This is a genomic window from Cellulomonas fulva (assembly GCF_018531375.1).
Classification (GTDB): domain Bacteria; phylum Actinomycetota; class Actinomycetes; order Actinomycetales; family Cellulomonadaceae; genus Cellulomonas; species Cellulomonas fulva.
Genome location: NZ_JAHBOH010000001.1, coordinates 2,465,800 through 2,481,033, shown reverse-complemented (window position 1 = coordinate 2,481,033; position 15,234 = coordinate 2,465,800). Strand labels below are relative to the sequence as shown.

The following is a 15,234-nucleotide window of genomic DNA, read 5'->3' as shown; positions in this document are numbered from 1 at the left end:
CCTGGTGGGCTGGGCACGTGCTGTGGCGACGACGACTCACCCGCCCCCCGGGAGCCCGGAGCGCGGCCGAGCGCGGCTTCACGACCGTCGAGCAGCGCGTCGACCGCTGGGCGCTGGCCCAGCTGGCCCGGGTCCGCACCGGCGGCCGCGGTGCGCGCGTCGTCGGGGCGCTCGTCGAGCTCGCGGTCTTCACGCTCAAGCAGGCGTGGGCGTGCCTGTTCGGCGCGCTCCTGCTCGTCGTGATCCTGGCGACCGACGCGTGGTACCCGCCCGACGCGCCGCTGGCCCGCAACGACCTCCTCACGATCGCCGCCGTCGCGCTGCAGGTGCTCATGCTGGCGACGCGGCTCGAGACGGTCCGAGAGATGCGCGTGGTGATCGTGTTCCACGTCGTCGGGACCGTGATGGAGCTGTTCAAGACGGACGTCGGCTCGTGGGCCTACGCGGCGGACGGCGTGCTGCGCATCGGCGCGGTGCCCCTGTTCTCGGGCTTCATGTACGGGGCCGTCGGCTCCTACCTGACCCGCGTGCTGCGCATCTTCGACCTGCGGTTCGACCGCTACCCGCGGCGCTGGGTCACCGCAGTGCTCGCGGCGGCGATCTACGTCAACTTCTTCACGCACCACTGGGTCACGGACGTGCGCTGGGTGCTGGTGGGCGCGGTGCTCGTCGTCTTCGGTCCGTGCGTCATGCACTACCGCGTCCTGACGCGGGTGCACCGGATGCCCGTCGTGGTCGCGTTCCTGCTGGTCTCCAGCGTGATCTGGGTCGCGGAGAACGTCGCCACGTTCGCGGGCGCGTGGCTCTACCCGGACCAGGCCGCCGCGTGGCACCCCGTCGGGGTGAGCAAGCTGGGGTCCTGGTTCCTGCTCATGATCATCTCGGTGGTGCTGGTGACCTGGGTGCACCCGCCGCGGGCGCCCGGACCGGCCGCACCCGCGGCGGCCGGCCCGGGGTGGTCAGTCGCGTTGGGTCCGGTCGCGTCAGGTCCGGTCGGGTCAGGTCCGGCGGGACCGGGCGGCGGAGACGACGACGGCGACCGCACCGACGACGAGCAGCGCGACGAGCCCGCCGACGACCCAGGCGGCCGGTCCGCCACCGGCGGGGCCGGGGTCGATCACGGGTCGCGCCGTCGACGACGCGACCGGCGTGGGGACCGCGTCGGCTGACGTCGTGGGCGCGGCCGTCGTCGGCTCGCCGCCCGGCGTCGGTTCTGCCGTCGTGTCCGCCGTCGGCGTCGGGTCCGAGCCGCTCGCCGCGGTCGCGGTGAACGTGAACGTCCCGTCGATGGGGTGCCCGTCCGACGACGTGACCCGCCACTCGACCGTGTACTCCCCCGCCGGGAGCGGGCCGCCGACCGCCTGCGTGACGGTCGTGTCCACCAGCACGGGGTCGCCGGCCGCGGCGTCGCGCCCGTCGGGCGTCAGCACCACGACCTGCGTGCCGAGCGCGAGCGCCGGCTGGTCGAAGGTCAGCGTGATCTGCTCGGGCGCCACGGCGAGGGTCGATCCGTCCCCCGGGTCCGTCGAGCGCAGCACGTCGTGCGCCTGGGCCGACGAGCCGACGGCGAGCAGACCCGCCGCGGCCAGCAGTGCGACGAACGCTCGCGCCAGGTGGGCGCGCACGTCACTCGCCCCCCGTCGCACGACGACGCCCGGTGACCGCCACGGCGACCGCGGTCCCGCCGAGCAGGACGCCGACGCCGCCGAGCGCGCGCGCCACCCCGTCCGAGCTCGTCGTCTCGCTCGTCGTCTGCTCGCTCGTCGTCGCCTCGGTCGTCACCCCGTCAGCATCCTCCGTGTCGCCGTGCGCCGCGCCGTGCCCTGCCCCGGTGGTGTCCTCGGTCACGACGAGGGCCGGCGCCGGGTGCTCCGGCTCGTCGTCGCCGGTGGCGACGTCGTCCCAGGCCACCACGGACCCGTCGGAGTAGCTCTGCTCGGCCGGGAGCACGAGCGTGGTGCCCGCCGCCGGCAGCGGCCCGACCGAGATCTCGAGCTCCTGGAACTCGCCGTCGCCGATCGCGGCCTTCTCGTCGTCGGCGGTCCACACCACGCGCACCGGCGCGCGCGTGATCGTCGTGCCGTCCACGTCGACGGACTGCGGCAGGTCGCCCTCCTCGACGCTCGCCGTCCACCCGGGGACGGGCTTGGTGGACACGCCCAGGAAAGGGGTGTCGGTGGGCAGGTCGACCGCGACGCTCGTCGTGACCGCGGTCGGGGACTCGTTGGGGACCCGGAAGGTCAGCGTGGTCCACGCCCCTGCCGTCGTGGACTCGGGCACGACTCGCACGTGGGCGGACGCACCGGCGGCGGGGACGACGACGAGCGCCGCGACGGCGACGCCGGCGGCAGCGAGGCGCGCGAGAGCGCGCGGGGACTTCGACATGAGACGACTCCTGGGGGCGTGCCCGGGTGGGGCACCGAGAAGGGACGCGCGGCACACCGCGACCCGGGGGTCGTCAGGCGGCGAGCGCGAAGGGGTAGCGGGGTGCCATGGGCACGGGCGGTCCGCGGCGCGCCGGCGGGACCCGCAGGTGCAGCGCGACGGGCGGCGCCGGGCGGACCGGCACGACCGCCGACGCCGGCCACGCGGGGACGACGACGGGCAGGACCGGCCCCAGGAGCGGCGCCAGGTAGGCGAGCACGCGCCACAGCCCACGCTCCGCACCGGCGACGAGCAGGGCTGTCGCCACGGTCGCCGCGGCGTGCGCCGCCAGCATGGTCGTGCTCGTGTGCGCCCCGACGTGCGCGGCGCAGCCGTGCACGTGCCCGACGGCCGCGTGGCCGGTGTGCGGGCCACCGACGAGAGCCGACGTGGTGAGAGCTGAGCCGGCGAGAGCTGAGCCGGTGGGAGCGGAGCTGGTGAGCGATGCGTCGCATCGCTCCAGCAGCACGAAGCCCTCGTGGAGCACGAGCTGACCGAGGCCCAGCAACGCCAGCGCACCGCACGGCCCGACCCTGCGCCCGGTCACGACGACGGCGACGGGGAGCACGAGCGCGGCCAGGCCCGCGAGCGCGAGTACCGACGGGACCAAGCCGCCAGCGGCGGTGTGCGCAGCAGCGGCGAGCACGACCACGAGGGACGCCAGCAGCGCAGCGCGCAGCAGTCGCGCAGCACCCGAGGTCGGCCGGTCCACGCGACCACCGTAACGACCTGGCGAACACCGACGTACCTGTCCACAGGCCGCCGTGACGAGCGTCTCAGGCGAGGGCGGATGAGTCAGTCGGTACGCCGGGTTCTGTCCCCGTGCGCGGTTGCCCCCGCACGGGTGGCGACCATCCATCTACGACGTACGTTGCCGCACGCCTCCAGCGGCCTACCCGGGAGCTCGGGCGGGCAGCCCTCGAACGCTCCCTGTCTGGCCTTGCTCCGGGTGGGGTTTACCGAGCCGCACCGGTCACCCGGTGCGCTGGTGGTCTCTTGCACCACCGTTTCACCCTTACCGCGTCCTCCCGGCGAACCGGTCGGGCGAGGCGGTCTGTTCTCTGTGGCACTGTCCCGCGGGTCACCCCGGGTGGGCGTTACCCACCACCCTGCCCTACGGAGCCCGGACGTTCCTCGGCGGCACCGCCCCGAGGGAGGTGCCGACGCGGCCGCCTGACTGACTCATCCGCACGGCCGATCCTAGCCGTCCGCGGGCGGGTGTCGGTGTCCGTGGCTAGCGTGGCCGTCATGAGTCTCGTCGTCTCCCAGCTCACGATCGACTGCCCGGACCCGACCACGCTCGCCCGCTGGTGGGCGAGCGTCCTGGGCTGGGTGCAGGTGGAGGACGACGAGCCGGACGACGACGAGGTCGAGATCGCCCCGCCCGCGGGCGACGCGACGCCGTGGCTGTTCATCCGGGTGCCCGAGACCAAGACCGTGAAGAACAGGCTGCACGTGGACGTGCGCCCACCGGACGGCTCGGACCAGCCGACCGAGCTCGCACGCCTGCTGGAGCTCGGCGCGACGCGCGTGGACATCGGCCAGGGCGACGTGCCGTGGATCGTGCTGGCGGACCCGGAGGGCAACGAGTTCTGCCTGCTGCGCTCCACCCCGGCCCAGCTCGCCGCCGCACGGGCCTGACGCGCGACCCGCTCGTCCCCGCAGACCACCACGTGACCACCACGTCCACCTAGACGTCGACGCGGTACCCGAGCGTGAGCTCGTCACCGGAGACCCCGCGGATGCCCCAGTGCTCCGGCGGGCTCTCGAGGATCATGACCTCCAGGTCGTCGGGCGCCAGGCCGAGCGCGGGTGCCACGTCGGCGAAGAACGCGGTCAGCAGCGCCCGCTTCGCCGCGGCGCTGCGGCCGGTGAAGCACACCACCTCGACCACGAGGTAGTCCGACGAGCGCGGTGCCACCAGGTCCTCGTCGTCCAGCAGCAGGAAGCGATGGAAGCGCTTGTCGGCGGGCAGCCCCCACGCGTCGACCAACGCGCCGTGGATCGCGTCCGACACCTCGGCCCGGCGCGGCGCCCACGCCGAGCGCCGCCCGTAGACCTTCACCTGCGCCACGGCGCACTCCCCTCGACCCGTCCGACCTCGGACCCATCGTGGCGCACGCCTCGTCCCGTGGACGCACGCGTCCGGCGCGCGCACGCCCGCGCGCGCCTAGAGTCGTCCGGTGCTCGTGCTGCTCCCCCCGTCCGAGGGCAAGACCGCGCCCCGACGCGGTGCTCCCGTCGACCTCGGCGCGCTGTCCGCCCCCGCGCTGACGCCCGCGCGGGCCGCCGTGCTCGACGCGCTCGTCCGGGTGAGCGCGCGGCCGGACGCCACGGACGTGCTGCACGTCTCGGCCGGGCTGTCCGACGAGGTCGCGCGCAACACCGCGCTGCGCCAGGCGCCGGCCGCCCCGGCGCGCTCGGTCTACACGGGCGTGCTGCACACCGCAGCCGGGCTCGCGCACCTCACGCCCGCGCAGCGTCGGCGCGCCGAGCAGTCCGTGCGGATCTTCTCGGGGCTCTGGGGCGTCGTCACGCCCCAGGACGTGATCCCCGCCTACCGGCTGTCGGGCGGCGTGGACCTGCCGGGGGTCGGCCCGCTGGGCACGGTGTGGCGCGCGCACCTGGGCGCCGTGCTCGACGAGCAGGCGGCGGGCGGGCTCGTCGTCGACGCCCGCTCGGCCGACTACGTCGCGATGTGGCGGCCGGCCGCCGCCGACTGGGTCGCCGTGCGGGTCGAGCGGGAGCTCGCCGGGCGGCGCTCGGTCGTCTCGCACAACGCGAAGCACGCCCGCGGGGTGCTGACCCGCCACCTCCTGACGCGGCGCGCCCAGCCGCCGCGGGACGCCGAGGCCCTCGCCGCGGCGGCAGCGGAGCTCGTCGGGACCGACCTGCTCGCCGTCGAGCTCGCGCCGCGGCCCGCCCGCGGCGCGCGCACGCTCACGCTCGTGGTGGCGTGACCACCCCGCGTCGGGGCCGGCCCTGGTGGGTCGTCGCGCTCGCCGTCTCGCTCCTCGCGCTCGTCACCGGCTGGCTCCCGCGTGCCGACGCCGTGGCGCTGGCGGAGCGCACCGGCCCGGTGCTGCTCTTCGTCGCGGCCCTGACGGTGGTGGCGGAGCTGTGCGCGGGCGCGGGGCTGTTCGCCGCGGCCGCCGCCGGTGCCGCCCGGGTCGCCCGCGGACGCCGCTGGGCGCTGTGGCTGCTCGTCGTGGTGCTCGCGACCGCGAGCACGGCGGTGCTCTCGCTCGACACGACGGCCGTCCTGCTGACCCCCGTCGTCATCGCGCTCGCCCGCCGGACGCACACCCCGCCGCTGCCGTTCGCGCTCGTCGTCCTGGCGCTCGCGAACACCGCGTCGCTGGTGCTGCCGGTCTCCAACCTGACGAACCTGCTCGCCGACCACGCGCTGCGGGAGGCGGGGGCGGGCTTCCTCGCGCTGATGTGGGCACCCGCGCTCGTCTCGGTCCTCGTCACCGTGCTCGTGCTCGGCGTGCGTGACCGGCGCTCGCTCGCCGGGGCCCACGACCCGGTCCCGGCACCCCGCGCCGCGGACCCCGTGCTCCTGCGCACGACCGGCGGGGTCGTCGCGACCATGGCCGTGGCCTTCCTCGTGGGCGTGGTGCCCGCGCTCGCCGCGTGCGTGGCGGCGGTCGTCCTGCTGGTCGCCACGGCGGTCCGACGACGTCCGCTCCCGGTGCCGGCCGCCGACCTGGTGCCCTGGCGCACGCTCGTCGTGGTCGCCGGGCTGTTCGTGGTGGTCGCGACCGCTCACGCCCACGGGCTGGGCGACGCGCTCGCGGCCGCCGCGGGCGACGGCGACGGCCCCCTCGACCTGCTGCGCCTCGCGGCCGTGGGCGCGCTCGCGTCGAACGCCGTGAACAACCTGCCCGCGTACCTGGCGCTCGACCCCGCGACGGCGGGCGAGCCGCTGCGCATCGCCGCCCTGCTGATCGGCACCGGCGTGGCGCCGCTGCTGACGCCGTGGGGCTCCCTCGCGACCGTGCTGTGGTGGCAGCGGTGCCGTCAGGTGCTGCTCGACGTGCCCGCGCGCACGATCGTGCTCCAGGGGCTGCTGGTCGCGCCCCTGACGCTCGTGCTGGCGACGGCCGCGCTCGTCCTCACGTCCTGAGCCCGGCGCGTCAGGCCCAGCCGTCGCTCGGCGCGCCCGCCACCGCGATCTCGTGCCGCTTGTCCGCGAACAGCCGCACGATGCTCACCGACGCCGGTGCCACGCGCAGCTGGCTCCAGGACCCGGGGTTGGCGCCCATCGCGACGCCCAGCGCCGCGCGGATCGCCACCGCGTGCGAGACCACCACGACGGTGCGGCCCCGCTCGGTCGCCAGCAGGTCCTCGAAGACGGCCGACAGCCGCTCGCCCACGTCGACGATCGACTCGCCGTCGGGCGGACGCACGTCCGCGCGCGTGTGCCACGGCTCGAGCAGTCCGGGCCAGCGCTCCTCGATCTGCTCGGCCGTCAGGCCCTGCCACGCCCCGAAGTCGGCCTCCTTGACGCGCTCCTCGGTCTGCACCGGCAGACCGAGGCGCTCGGCGATGATGGCGGCCGTCTCCTGGGTCCGGACCATCGGGGACGCCAGGATCTCGCTGGGGTACTCGATGTCCCCCCACAGGTCGCCGCCGATGCGGTCGACGAGCGCGGCCGCACGGGTCGCCTGCTCGCGTCCGTGCTCGTCGAGCGGCGGGCCCGGCTCGCTCGAGCCCGAGTAGCCGCGGGCGACCGTCATCGCGGTCTCGCCGTGCCGCACGAGCACGACCGTGACGGGGCGCTCGTCGTCGAACCGCACGCCCGCTCCCGACGGGCGCGGCACGCGGCCGGTCCCGGGATCGGCCGCGCTGCGCGGGATGGTGGGCGAGGGGGCGGGCTCGTCGGTCACGCCTCGCAGTCTCGTCGTCCCCCGCGTCAGGCGCGACCCCGGGACCCGGGCGCGGCGGGCCGGCTCACTGCTCGGGCAGGCGCACCAGGATCCGGCCGCACTCCTCGCACCGGACCACCGCGTCCTCCGGCTTGGCCTTGATCCCGTCGAGGTCGAGCGGGTTGAGCTCGAGCCGGCAGCCCTCGCACCGACGACCGCGCAGGGCGGCCGCACCGGTGCCGAGCTGGCCGCGCAGCTTGTCGTAGAGCGCGACCAGCGCGGTGTCCAGGCCCGCGGCGGCGGACGAGCGCTCGGCCTCGACCTGGCCGACCTCGACGTCGAGCTCCGCGAACGCCGCGTCGCGCTGCGCCTCGACGGCGGTGCGCTGCTCGACGAGCGCGGTGTGGGCCGCGGTGACCTCGGTCAGGGCGCCCTCGTGCGCCTCGAGCCGCTCCATCACCTCGATCTCGACCTCCTCGAGGTCGCCCTGGCGCTTGGCCAGGCTCGCGAGCTCGTGCTGGATCGCCTGCAGGTCCTTGGCGCTGCCCTGGCCGCTGTCGAGGCGGGTCTGGTTCCGGGCGGCGCGGTCCCGCACCTGCTGGACGTCCGCCTCCGCCTTGGTGAGCTCGCGCCGCAGGTCCGCGACCGCGGTCTGCGAGGTCACCAGGGCGGTGTGCAGGTCCGCGAGCTGCGTCTCGAGCTCCGCGATGCGCGCGAGCTCCGGGAGCGTGCGGCGACGGTGCGCGAGCTGGGACAGGCGCGTATCGAGCGCCTGCACGTCGAGGAGTCGGCGCTGGTCCGCTGCGGGGGCGTTCGGCACGGGGGTCCTTCCGCACACGCCCGGTCCGGGCGGTGGCTGGCTCGTCTTCAGCTGTCGGCGTCGGCGCGCGCCGCCCGGCCCGTCCAGGGGTCGGTGCTGCGCACGCTCACGCGGGTCTCCACCGTAGTGCCCTCGTCGGCCAGGTCCGCCTCGAGCGCGCGGGCGGCGTGCGCCAGCCAGGGCCACTCCGAGGCGTAGTGCGCCAGGTCGACCAGGTACGGCGTCGTCGCGCCGCCGCGTCGGGCCGCGTCGAAGGCCGCACGCTCCCGCAGCTCCGACGCCGGGTGGTGACGGAGGTCGGCGGTGACGTACGCGTCGACGCCCGCCGCCCGCACGGCGTCGAAGAACGGGTCGCCCGAGCCGCCGACGACGGCGACCCGCTCCACGAGGCCGTCCGGGTCGCCCGCGAACCGCACGCCCTGGGCCGTCGCGGGGGTCGCGTCGGCGACGTGCTGGGCGAGGTCGCGCAACGTCGTCGGGACGACGAGCCGGCCCACCCGGCCCGTGCCGGTCGGGCCGCTGGTGCCTGCCAGCTCGAGCACGTCCGACGCCGGCTCCTCGTACGGGTGGGCCGCGCGCATCGCGGCGACCACCGCGGACCGCAGGCCGCGCGGGGCCACCATCTCGACGCGCGCCTCCACGACGACCGCGCGCTCGCCGACACGGCCGACGGCGGGACGGGCCTCGGGTCCCGGCTCGAACGTGCCCTCACCGGTGGTCGTCCACGCGCACCGGTCGTCGTCGCCGAGTGCGCCCGCGCCCGCGGCGGCCATGGCGTCGACCACCGCGGACGCGTCCGCGACGGGGACGAACACCACGTGCTTGTCCAGCGGCGCGGCGTCGTCGGCGACGAGCGGGGTCAGGTCGACGAGGCCGAGGACCGCGGCGAGCGCGTCGGCGACACCCCCGGCGGCCGCGTCCGCGTTGGTGTGCGCCGTGAACAGCCCGCAGCCGGCGCGGACCAGTCGGTGCAGCAGAGCGCCCTTGAACGTGGTCGCCGCCATCGAGTGCACGCCGCGCAGCAGCAGCGGGTGATGCGTCACGACGAGGTCGGCGCCCCACGCCAGTGCCTCGTCGGCGACCTCCGCGACCGGGTCGACCGCGAAAAGAACCTTCCGGACCGGGACGTCCGGGTCCCCCGCGACCAGCCCGACCGCGTCCCAGGACTCGGCCGTCGCCGGCGGGTAGCGCCGCTCGAGGACACGGACGACGTCGGCCAGGCGGGGTGCGCTCACCCCCGCACGGTACCCAGGCGCGCGCGGCGGCGTGCGCGTGGGAACCGTGCGGGAGCGGGCGTGCCGCCGCCGACGACGAGGGAGACTGGGCGCGATGCCGCGGCGGACGCGGCACGGAGGGTGGGATCGATGAGCCAGACAGACCCGCGAGCGGTCGCGGTCCTCGGCACCGCGGACGGCGCGGCAGCCGTCGCACGCGACCTGGCGCGGGCGGGGCACGAGGTCCGCGCCTGGGACCGGTCGCGCACAGCGCCGGAGCCGTCGGTCGTGGACGGGGTCGCCCTGGTCGGCTCGCCCCCAGCGACGGTCGACGACGCCGAGATCGTGCTGACCCTGCTGGACGGGGACGCGGAGGTGCTGGAGGTGATGGCCGCCGCGGCGCCCGGGCTGCGTGCCGGGATGGCCTGGCTGCAGTCGACGACGGTCCCGCAGGACGCGATCGCGGGCCTCGGCACGTTCGCGCGCCGGTACGGCCTGGTGCTCGTCGACGCGCCGGTGCTGGACGGGCTCGAGGACGACGCCGCCGGGACGCGCACGGTCCTCGCGGCCGGCCCGCCCCAGGTTCGCGGCTTCGTCGCGCCCGTGCTCGACGCGATGGCCGAGCGGACCCTCTGGACGGGTGACGACGCGGAGGCGGGGACGGCGACGCTCCGGGCACGGCGCGGCACCGCCGGCTGACGGGTCACGGCGAGCGGCGACGCGCACGCCCCCGCGGGTCAGCGCTCGGTGCTCAGGGCAGCGGGACGACCTCGTCGCCGACCCGCACGGTGCCGGTGCTGACCGGGACCAGCCGGATGCCGAACCAGACCTTGCCGTCCTCGCGGCGATGCCGCGCGAGCGTGCGTCGGCTCCTTCGTGGTCCGCAGCATGTCGAGGTCGACGGTCGTCATCACGCACCGGTCGCACCGCTCCGAGAACCGCAGCTCGACCTCACCGACGCGCACGCCCGCCCAGCCGTCCTCGGCGAACGGCTCGAGCTCACCGGCGACCACGAGCGACGGCCGGAACCGCTCCATCGGCAGCGGCGGGTGGTCCTGCTCGTCGGCCAACCAGCCGTTGAGCGCCGCGAGCGAGGCCTCCGTCGTCAGGTGCACCGGACCGGCGTCGGACAGGTTCAACGGATCGCCCGGCCGGCCGCCGTGCTGCGCCGAGACCGTCCGCCGCGCGGGGTCGTCCAGCCAGACGAGCCGCAGGGGTCGACCCAGGACGGCGGACACCCACTCGTCGGCGGCGTCCCCGGCGGCCCGCGCCCACCCGACGCGCGACATCGTCACGGTGGCGCGCGACCCCGCGACCGGCTCGGCGACCCGCACCGGCCCGTGCCCCGGCGCGGAGAGCTCGATCCCGTCGCCCGCGGGCACCGCCGTGACCTCCAGCATCCGCGGCAGTTCGCGCGCGGTGACGGTGTCCCCCGCGTCGTCGACGAGCATCCACCGCCGGTCGCCCCGCAGCCCCTGCCGCTCGATGACCGCGGACCGGGCAGCGACCCCTGCGAAGGACTTCACGGGACGGACGCCGACCGCGGACAGGCGCAGCGACGCGCTCGTGCTCGACGACGGGCGCTGCGGCGTGCTCACGCGGTCCATCGACACCTGCCTCCTCGCCGCTCGGGTGGGCCCGGCCGGGTTCGAACCGGCGACCCCCGCGGTGTAAGCGCGGTGCTCTGACCAGCTGAGCTACAGGCCCCGTGCACGGACGCCCTGCGTCCCTGCGACGGGGGCACAGCCTAGCGGCTGGTCGTGCCGCGCCGACCCGTGGCGACCCGCGCCCGGGACGACCTCAGAGCGAGGCGAGCGCCTCGCGGTAGGCGGCGAGCGGCCGGGCCTCGCCGCGCGGGTTGACGACGCTCCAGCGCAGCACGCCCTCGGCGTCGATCAGGAACGATCCGCGCAGCGCGTGTCCGCTCGCCTCGTCGAAGACGCCGTAGGCCCGCGCGACCTCGCCGTGCGGCCAGAAGTCGGAGAGGAGGTCGAACGCGTAGCCCTCCTTCTCCGCCCAGGCGCGCAGGGAGAACATGGGGTCGCAGGAGATGACGGCCAAATGCACACCGGCCTCCTGGAAGTCCGCGATGTTGTCCCGCAGCTCGCACAGCTCGCCCGTGCAGGTCCCCGAGAACGCGAACGGGACGAACACGAGCACGACCGGGCCACCGCGCAGCCCGGCGAGCGAGACCGGGGTCCCGTGCGTGTCCGGGAGCGTCAGGTCGGGAGCGGGCTCGCCGACGACGAGCGCGTGCGACCCCTGGCTCACTTGCCGCGGCCGCGCGTGCCGAGGTGGGTGGCCGACCAGTCGGGAGCGACCGCGAACGTGGTCATGGCGTGCAGGCCGGACGTGGTCGCGGCCTCCTCGATGTCCGAGTGCGTGACGTGGCCCGAGCGGCCGGACTTCGGCGTCAGGACCCAGATCGGCCCGTTGTCCTCCAGCACCGTCATCGCGTCGACCAGGAAGTCGGTGAGGTCGCCGTCGTCGTCGCGGAACCAGATGATGGCCCCGTCGGTCACGTCGTCGTAGTCCTCGTCGACGAGGTCGCTACCCGTGACGCCCTCGATCGCCGCGCGCAGCGCGTCGTCGACGTCGTCGTCGTAGCCGAACTCCTGGATCACCTGTCCCGAGGCGAACCCCAGACGCACCACCGACTGTGCGGCGCCGTCCGTACTGGCTGACACGTCCCGACCGATCCCTTCGTCGTGCCGTCCCCCGTCGGGACGAGCTGCCGATGTCCGCACAACCTAGCCCACCGCACCCGGCGCCACCTGGCAAGAGTGCGGGCACCAGTTCGTCCGACGAGCCCAGCGGGCGGCCCGCAGCGCGGCGGCCGCGCGGGGTCTGGGTCGGGTCCGGGCCACCTCCGGGTCGGCTCGGGACCGCGCGGGGCCGGCCCTCCGAGGGGCCGGTGTCGCCGACGTCACGTGCCCAAGGCATGACCTCCGTGTGACTTTCCGCCCTCGGGGGTCCGAGAATGGGGCGACTACCCGCACCCGGCCCGCGCGGCAACCAGCCGCGCCGGAACCTGGCCGGGCCGACGATGTGCGCCGAGGCCTACCGGGCCCGCGCGCGGACGAGAGGCGAGGAGCACTGGTGGCTCAGATCGACGAGACAGGCCCGCTCATCGGCGGCCTGCTCAGCCAGGTACCGGACATCGACCCCGAGGAGACCGGGGAGTGGGTGGAGTCGCTCGACGGCCTCATCGACGAGAAGGGCGGGCCGCGCGCGCGGTACGTCCTCATGAGCCTCCTGCGCCACGCGCGGGAGAAGAACGTCGCGATCCCCGCGTCGCTGAACACCCCGTACGTCAACACCATCGCGGTGCACAACGAGCCGTACTTCCCCGGCGACGAGGTCATCGAGCGGCGCTACCGCTCCTGGAACCGGTGGAACGCGGCCGTCATGGTCACGCGCGCGCAGCGTCCCGGCATCGGGGTCGGTGGGCACATCTCGTCGTACGCGTCCGTGGCGACGCTGTACGAGGTGGGCCTCAACCACTTCTTCCGCGGCAAGGACCACCCCGGCGGCGGCGACCAGGTCTACTTCCAGGGCCACGCCTCCCCCGGCGTGTACTCCCGCGCCTTCCTCGAGGGCCGGCTCAGCGAGCACCAGCTCGACGGCTTCCGCCAGGAGCTCTCCCACCCCGGGGGCGGCCTGCCGTCCTACCCGCACCCGCGCCTCGCGCCGGACCTGTGGGAGTTCCCGACCGTCTCGATGGGCCTGGGCCCGTCCGGCGCGATCTACCAGGCGTGGACCAACCGCTACCTGCACAACCGCGGCATCAAGGACACGAGCCAGCAGGACGTCTGGGCGTTCCTGGGCGACGGGGAGATGGACGAGCCCGAGTCCCGCGGCCTGATCCACCTCGCGGCGCAGCAGAACCTCGACAACCTGACCTTCGTCGTGAACTGCAACCTGCAGCGGCTCGACGGCCCGGTCCGCGGCAACGGCAAGATCATCCAGGAGCTCGAGGCCGAGTTCCGGGGCGCGGGCTGGAACGTCATCAAGGTCATCTGGGGCCGCGAGTGGGACACCCTGCTCAACGCCGACAAGGACCGCGCGCTGGTGCACCTGATGAACACCACGCCCGACGGCGACTTCCAGACCTACCGCGCCGAGAACGGCGCCTTCATCCGCGAGCACTTCTTCGGCCGGGACCCCCGGACCAAGCAGCTCGTCGAGAAGATGACGGACGACGAGATCTGGGCGCTGAAGCGCGGCGGGCACGACTACCGCAAGATCTACTCCGCCTACAAGAGCGCGCGCGAGCACACCGGGCAGCCGACGATCATCCTGGCGCACACCATCAAGGGCTACGGCCTGGGCTCCGGCTTCGCCGGGCGCAACGCCACGCACCAGATGAAGAAGCTCAAGATCGACGACCTCAAGACGCTGCGCGACACGCTGCACATCCCGTTCACGGACGCGCAGCTCGAGGAGAACCCCTACGTCCCGCCGTACTACCACCCGGGCACGGAGGACGAGGCGATCCAGTACATGCTCGAGCGGCGCCGCCAGCTCGGCGGGTTCGTCCCGGAGCGGCGCGCGACGCACAAGCCCGTGACGACTCCCCCGGCGGAGAAGTACGAAGGCCTCGCGAAGGGCTCGGGCACGCAGGAGGTCGCCACGACGATGGCGCTCGTGCGCCTGTTCAAGGACCTGCTCAAGGACAAGGAGTTCGGCCACCGCCTGGTGCCGATCATCCCCGACGAGGCCCGCACGTTCGGCCTGGACTCGATCTTCCCCTCGGCGAAGATCTTCAACACCGTGGGCCAGCACTACCTCGCGGTCGACCGCGACCTGATGCTGAGCTACAAGGAGTCCGAGTCCGGGCAGATCATGCACACCGGCATCAACGAGGCCGGCTCCGCGTCGGCCTTCCAGGCCGTCGGCACGTCCTACGCGACGCACTCCGAGCCGCTGGTGCCGTTCTACTTCTACTACTCGATGTTCGGGTTCCAGCGCACCGGCGACCAGTTCTGGGCCGCCGGCGACCAGATGGCGCGCGGGTTCCTCATCGGCGCGACGGCCGGGCGGACGACGTTGACGGGCGAGGGCCTGCAGCACGCCGACGGCCACTCGCCGCTGCTGGCGGGCACGATGCCCCACGTCGTGCACTACGACCCGGCGTACGGGTACGAGATCCGGCACATCGTCAAGGACGGCATCGACCGGATGTACGCCGAGGACAACGGCGGGCGCGACCGCGACGTCGTCTACTACCTCACGGTGTACAACGAGCCGATCGTCCAGCCCGTCGAGCCCGAGGGCGTCGACGTCGAGGGCATCCTCAAGGGCATCTACCTGCTCAAGCCGGCCGAGGGCGACGGGCCGCGCGCCCAGATCCTGGCGTCGGGCGTCGCGGTGCCGTGGGCGCTCGAGGCGCAGCAGCTCCTGGCCGAGGACTGGGGCGTGCGCGCCGCGGTCTGGTCCGTCACCTCGTGGAACGAGCTGCGGCGCGACGGTCTGGCGGCCGAGGAGCACGCGTACCTCCACCCGGGCGAGGAGCCGCGCCAGGCCTACCTGACGCAGAAGCTCCAGGGCGCGGAGGGGCCGTTCGTCGCGACGACCGACTACGACCACCTGGTCCCCGACCAGGTGCGGGCGTGGATCCCCGGCACGTACGCGACGCTCGGCGCCGACGGTTTCGGCTTCTCCGACACCCGGGCGGCCGCACGCCGGCACTTCAAGATCGACGGCCCGTCGACCGTGGTGCGCGTGCTGCAGCAGCTGGCCCGCACGGGCGCGGTGGCCCCGGAGGCCCCCGCCCAGGCGATCGAGCGCTACCGCCTGCACGACGTCACGGCCGGCACGTCCGGCAACGCGGGCGGCGAGAGCTGACCCGAGGCGTCGCGCCGACGCGGAAGGGGCCGACGACCGGTGGTCGTCGGCCCCTTCT

15 protein-coding genes, 1 tRNA gene, 1 other RNA gene and 1 pseudogene are annotated in these 15,234 nt (G+C 74.8%); 6 read left to right on the top strand and 12 right to left on the bottom strand.

Annotated elements, in window-relative coordinates; all coding sequences use genetic code 11:
* The first annotated feature begins 17 nt into the window (after positions 1-17).
* Positions 18-1,169 carry a DUF817 domain-containing protein gene (locus KIN34_RS11025; RefSeq protein WP_307858193.1) on the top strand — a complete coding sequence of 384 codons (1,152 nt, stop codon included), beginning with the start codon at positions 18-20 and terminating at the stop codon, positions 1,167-1,169.
* A 105-nt stretch (positions 1,170-1,274) separates the two neighbouring features.
* On the opposite strand, the pseudogene KIN34_RS16845 reads toward KIN34_RS11025, so the two are convergent.
* The 4 genes and pseudogenes from KIN34_RS16845 to rnpB all read right to left on the bottom strand — a co-directional run.
* Positions 1,275-1,538 (bottom strand): annotated as a pseudogene (locus KIN34_RS16845) (copper resistance CopC family protein); the annotation flags it as partial.
* Positions 1,539-1,626: 88 nt separating this feature from the next.
* The gene (locus KIN34_RS11015) at positions 1,627-2,385 is read right to left on the bottom strand and encodes a YcnI family copper-binding membrane protein (RefSeq protein WP_214350350.1); all 759 of its coding nucleotides are present in this window, start codon (positions 2,383-2,385) and stop codon (positions 1,627-1,629) included.
* Between the two features lie 73 nt (positions 2,386-2,458).
* Positions 2,459-3,136, bottom strand: a complete 678-nt coding sequence (locus KIN34_RS11010; RefSeq protein WP_214350348.1) for a hypothetical protein — start codon at positions 3,134-3,136, stop codon at positions 2,459-2,461.
* A 75-nt stretch (positions 3,137-3,211) separates the two neighbouring features.
* An RNA gene (rnpB, locus tag KIN34_RS11005) (RNase P RNA component class A) lies at positions 3,212-3,609 on the bottom strand.
* Between the two features lie 63 nt (positions 3,610-3,672).
* Here rnpB and KIN34_RS11000 point away from each other — a divergent pair.
* Positions 3,673-4,065 carry a VOC family protein gene (locus KIN34_RS11000; protein ID WP_214350346.1) on the top strand — a complete coding sequence of 131 codons (393 nt, stop codon included), beginning with the start codon at positions 3,673-3,675 and terminating at the stop codon, positions 4,063-4,065.
* Positions 4,066-4,114: 49 nt separating this feature from the next.
* Here KIN34_RS11000 and KIN34_RS10995 read toward each other — a convergent pair whose 3' ends face one another.
* Positions 4,115-4,498 carry a tautomerase family protein gene (locus KIN34_RS10995; RefSeq protein WP_214350344.1) on the bottom strand — a complete coding sequence of 128 codons (384 nt, stop codon included), beginning with the start codon at positions 4,496-4,498 and terminating at the stop codon, positions 4,115-4,117.
* Positions 4,499-4,607: 109 nt separating this feature from the next.
* Here KIN34_RS10995 and KIN34_RS10990 point away from each other — a divergent pair, with 109 nt between their 5' ends.
* Together KIN34_RS10990 and KIN34_RS10985 are read left to right on the top strand one after the other, a co-directional pair.
* On the top strand, positions 4,608-5,384 hold the full coding sequence (locus KIN34_RS10990) for a YaaA family protein (RefSeq protein ID WP_214350342.1): 777 nt from the start codon (positions 4,608-4,610) through the stop codon (positions 5,382-5,384).
* Positions 5,381-6,553, top strand: coding sequence for an SLC13 family permease (locus KIN34_RS10985; RefSeq protein ID WP_214350340.1), 1,173 nt, complete (start codon positions 5,381-5,383; stop codon positions 6,551-6,553). Before KIN34_RS10990 ends, KIN34_RS10985 begins: the two co-directional genes overlap by 4 nt.
* 10 nt (positions 6,554-6,563) lie before the next feature.
* On the opposite strand, the gene KIN34_RS10980 is transcribed toward KIN34_RS10985, so the two are convergent.
* From KIN34_RS10980 to KIN34_RS10970, 3 genes are all read right to left on the bottom strand, one after another.
* On the bottom strand, positions 6,564-7,316 hold the full coding sequence (locus tag KIN34_RS10980; protein ID WP_307858192.1) for a histidine phosphatase family protein: 753 nt from the start codon (positions 7,314-7,316) through the stop codon (positions 6,564-6,566).
* Positions 7,317-7,380: 64 nt separating this feature from the next.
* Entirely contained in the window at positions 7,381-8,115 is a 735-nt protein-coding gene (locus KIN34_RS10975; protein WP_214350338.1) for a zinc ribbon domain-containing protein, read from the bottom strand.
* A 47-nt stretch (positions 8,116-8,162) separates the two neighbouring features.
* Entirely contained in the window at positions 8,163-9,350 is a 1,188-nt protein-coding gene (locus KIN34_RS10970) for a Nif3-like dinuclear metal center hexameric protein (RefSeq protein WP_214350335.1), read from the bottom strand.
* Between the two features lie 129 nt (positions 9,351-9,479).
* Here KIN34_RS10970 and KIN34_RS10965 point away from each other — a divergent pair, with 129 nt between their 5' ends.
* Entirely contained in the window at positions 9,480-10,028 is a 549-nt protein-coding gene (locus KIN34_RS10965; protein ID WP_214350333.1) for an NAD(P)-binding domain-containing protein, read from the top strand.
* A 38-nt stretch (positions 10,029-10,066) separates the two neighbouring features.
* Here the strand turns inward: KIN34_RS10965 and KIN34_RS10960 are convergent, their stop codons facing one another.
* From KIN34_RS10960 to KIN34_RS10945, 4 genes are all read right to left on the bottom strand, one after another.
* Positions 10,067-10,936 (bottom strand): MOSC domain-containing protein, encoded by an 870-nt coding sequence (locus KIN34_RS10960; RefSeq protein ID WP_237689089.1) that lies wholly within the window; start codon positions 10,934-10,936, stop codon positions 10,067-10,069.
* 26 nt (positions 10,937-10,962) lie between these two features.
* Positions 10,963-11,036: transfer RNA gene (locus tag KIN34_RS10955), tRNA-Val, on the bottom strand.
* Between the two features lie 93 nt (positions 11,037-11,129).
* Positions 11,130-11,600, bottom strand: coding sequence for a peroxiredoxin (locus tag KIN34_RS10950; protein ID WP_214350331.1), 471 nt, complete (start codon positions 11,598-11,600; stop codon positions 11,130-11,132).
* On the bottom strand, positions 11,597-12,016 hold the full coding sequence (locus KIN34_RS10945; protein ID WP_214350329.1) for a DUF3052 domain-containing protein: 420 nt from the start codon (positions 12,014-12,016) through the stop codon (positions 11,597-11,599). Before KIN34_RS10945 ends, KIN34_RS10950 begins: the two co-directional genes overlap by 4 nt.
* 412 nt (positions 12,017-12,428) lie before the next feature.
* Between KIN34_RS10945 and aceE the strand changes: the two genes are divergently transcribed.
* On the top strand, positions 12,429-15,176 hold the full coding sequence (aceE, locus tag KIN34_RS10940) for a pyruvate dehydrogenase (acetyl-transferring), homodimeric type (protein WP_214350326.1): 2,748 nt from the start codon (positions 12,429-12,431) through the stop codon (positions 15,174-15,176).
* Positions 15,177-15,234: the final 58 nt, after the last annotated feature.

Coding starts and splice junctions, on each gene's coding strand:
- KIN34_RS11015 (WP_214350350.1), bottom strand. CDS start 2,385: ATGTCGAAGTCCCCGCGCGCTCTCGCGCGCCTCGCTGCCGCCGGCGTC.
- KIN34_RS11000 (WP_214350346.1), top strand. CDS start 3,673: ATGAGTCTCGTCGTCTCCCAGCTCACGATCGACTGCCCGGACCCGACC.
- KIN34_RS10965 (WP_214350333.1), top strand. CDS start 9,480: ATGAGCCAGACAGACCCGCGAGCGGTCGCGGTCCTCGGCACCGCGGAC.
- KIN34_RS10960 (WP_237689089.1), bottom strand. CDS start 10,936: ATGGACCGCGTGAGCACGCCGCAGCGCCCGTCGTCGAGCACGAGCGCG.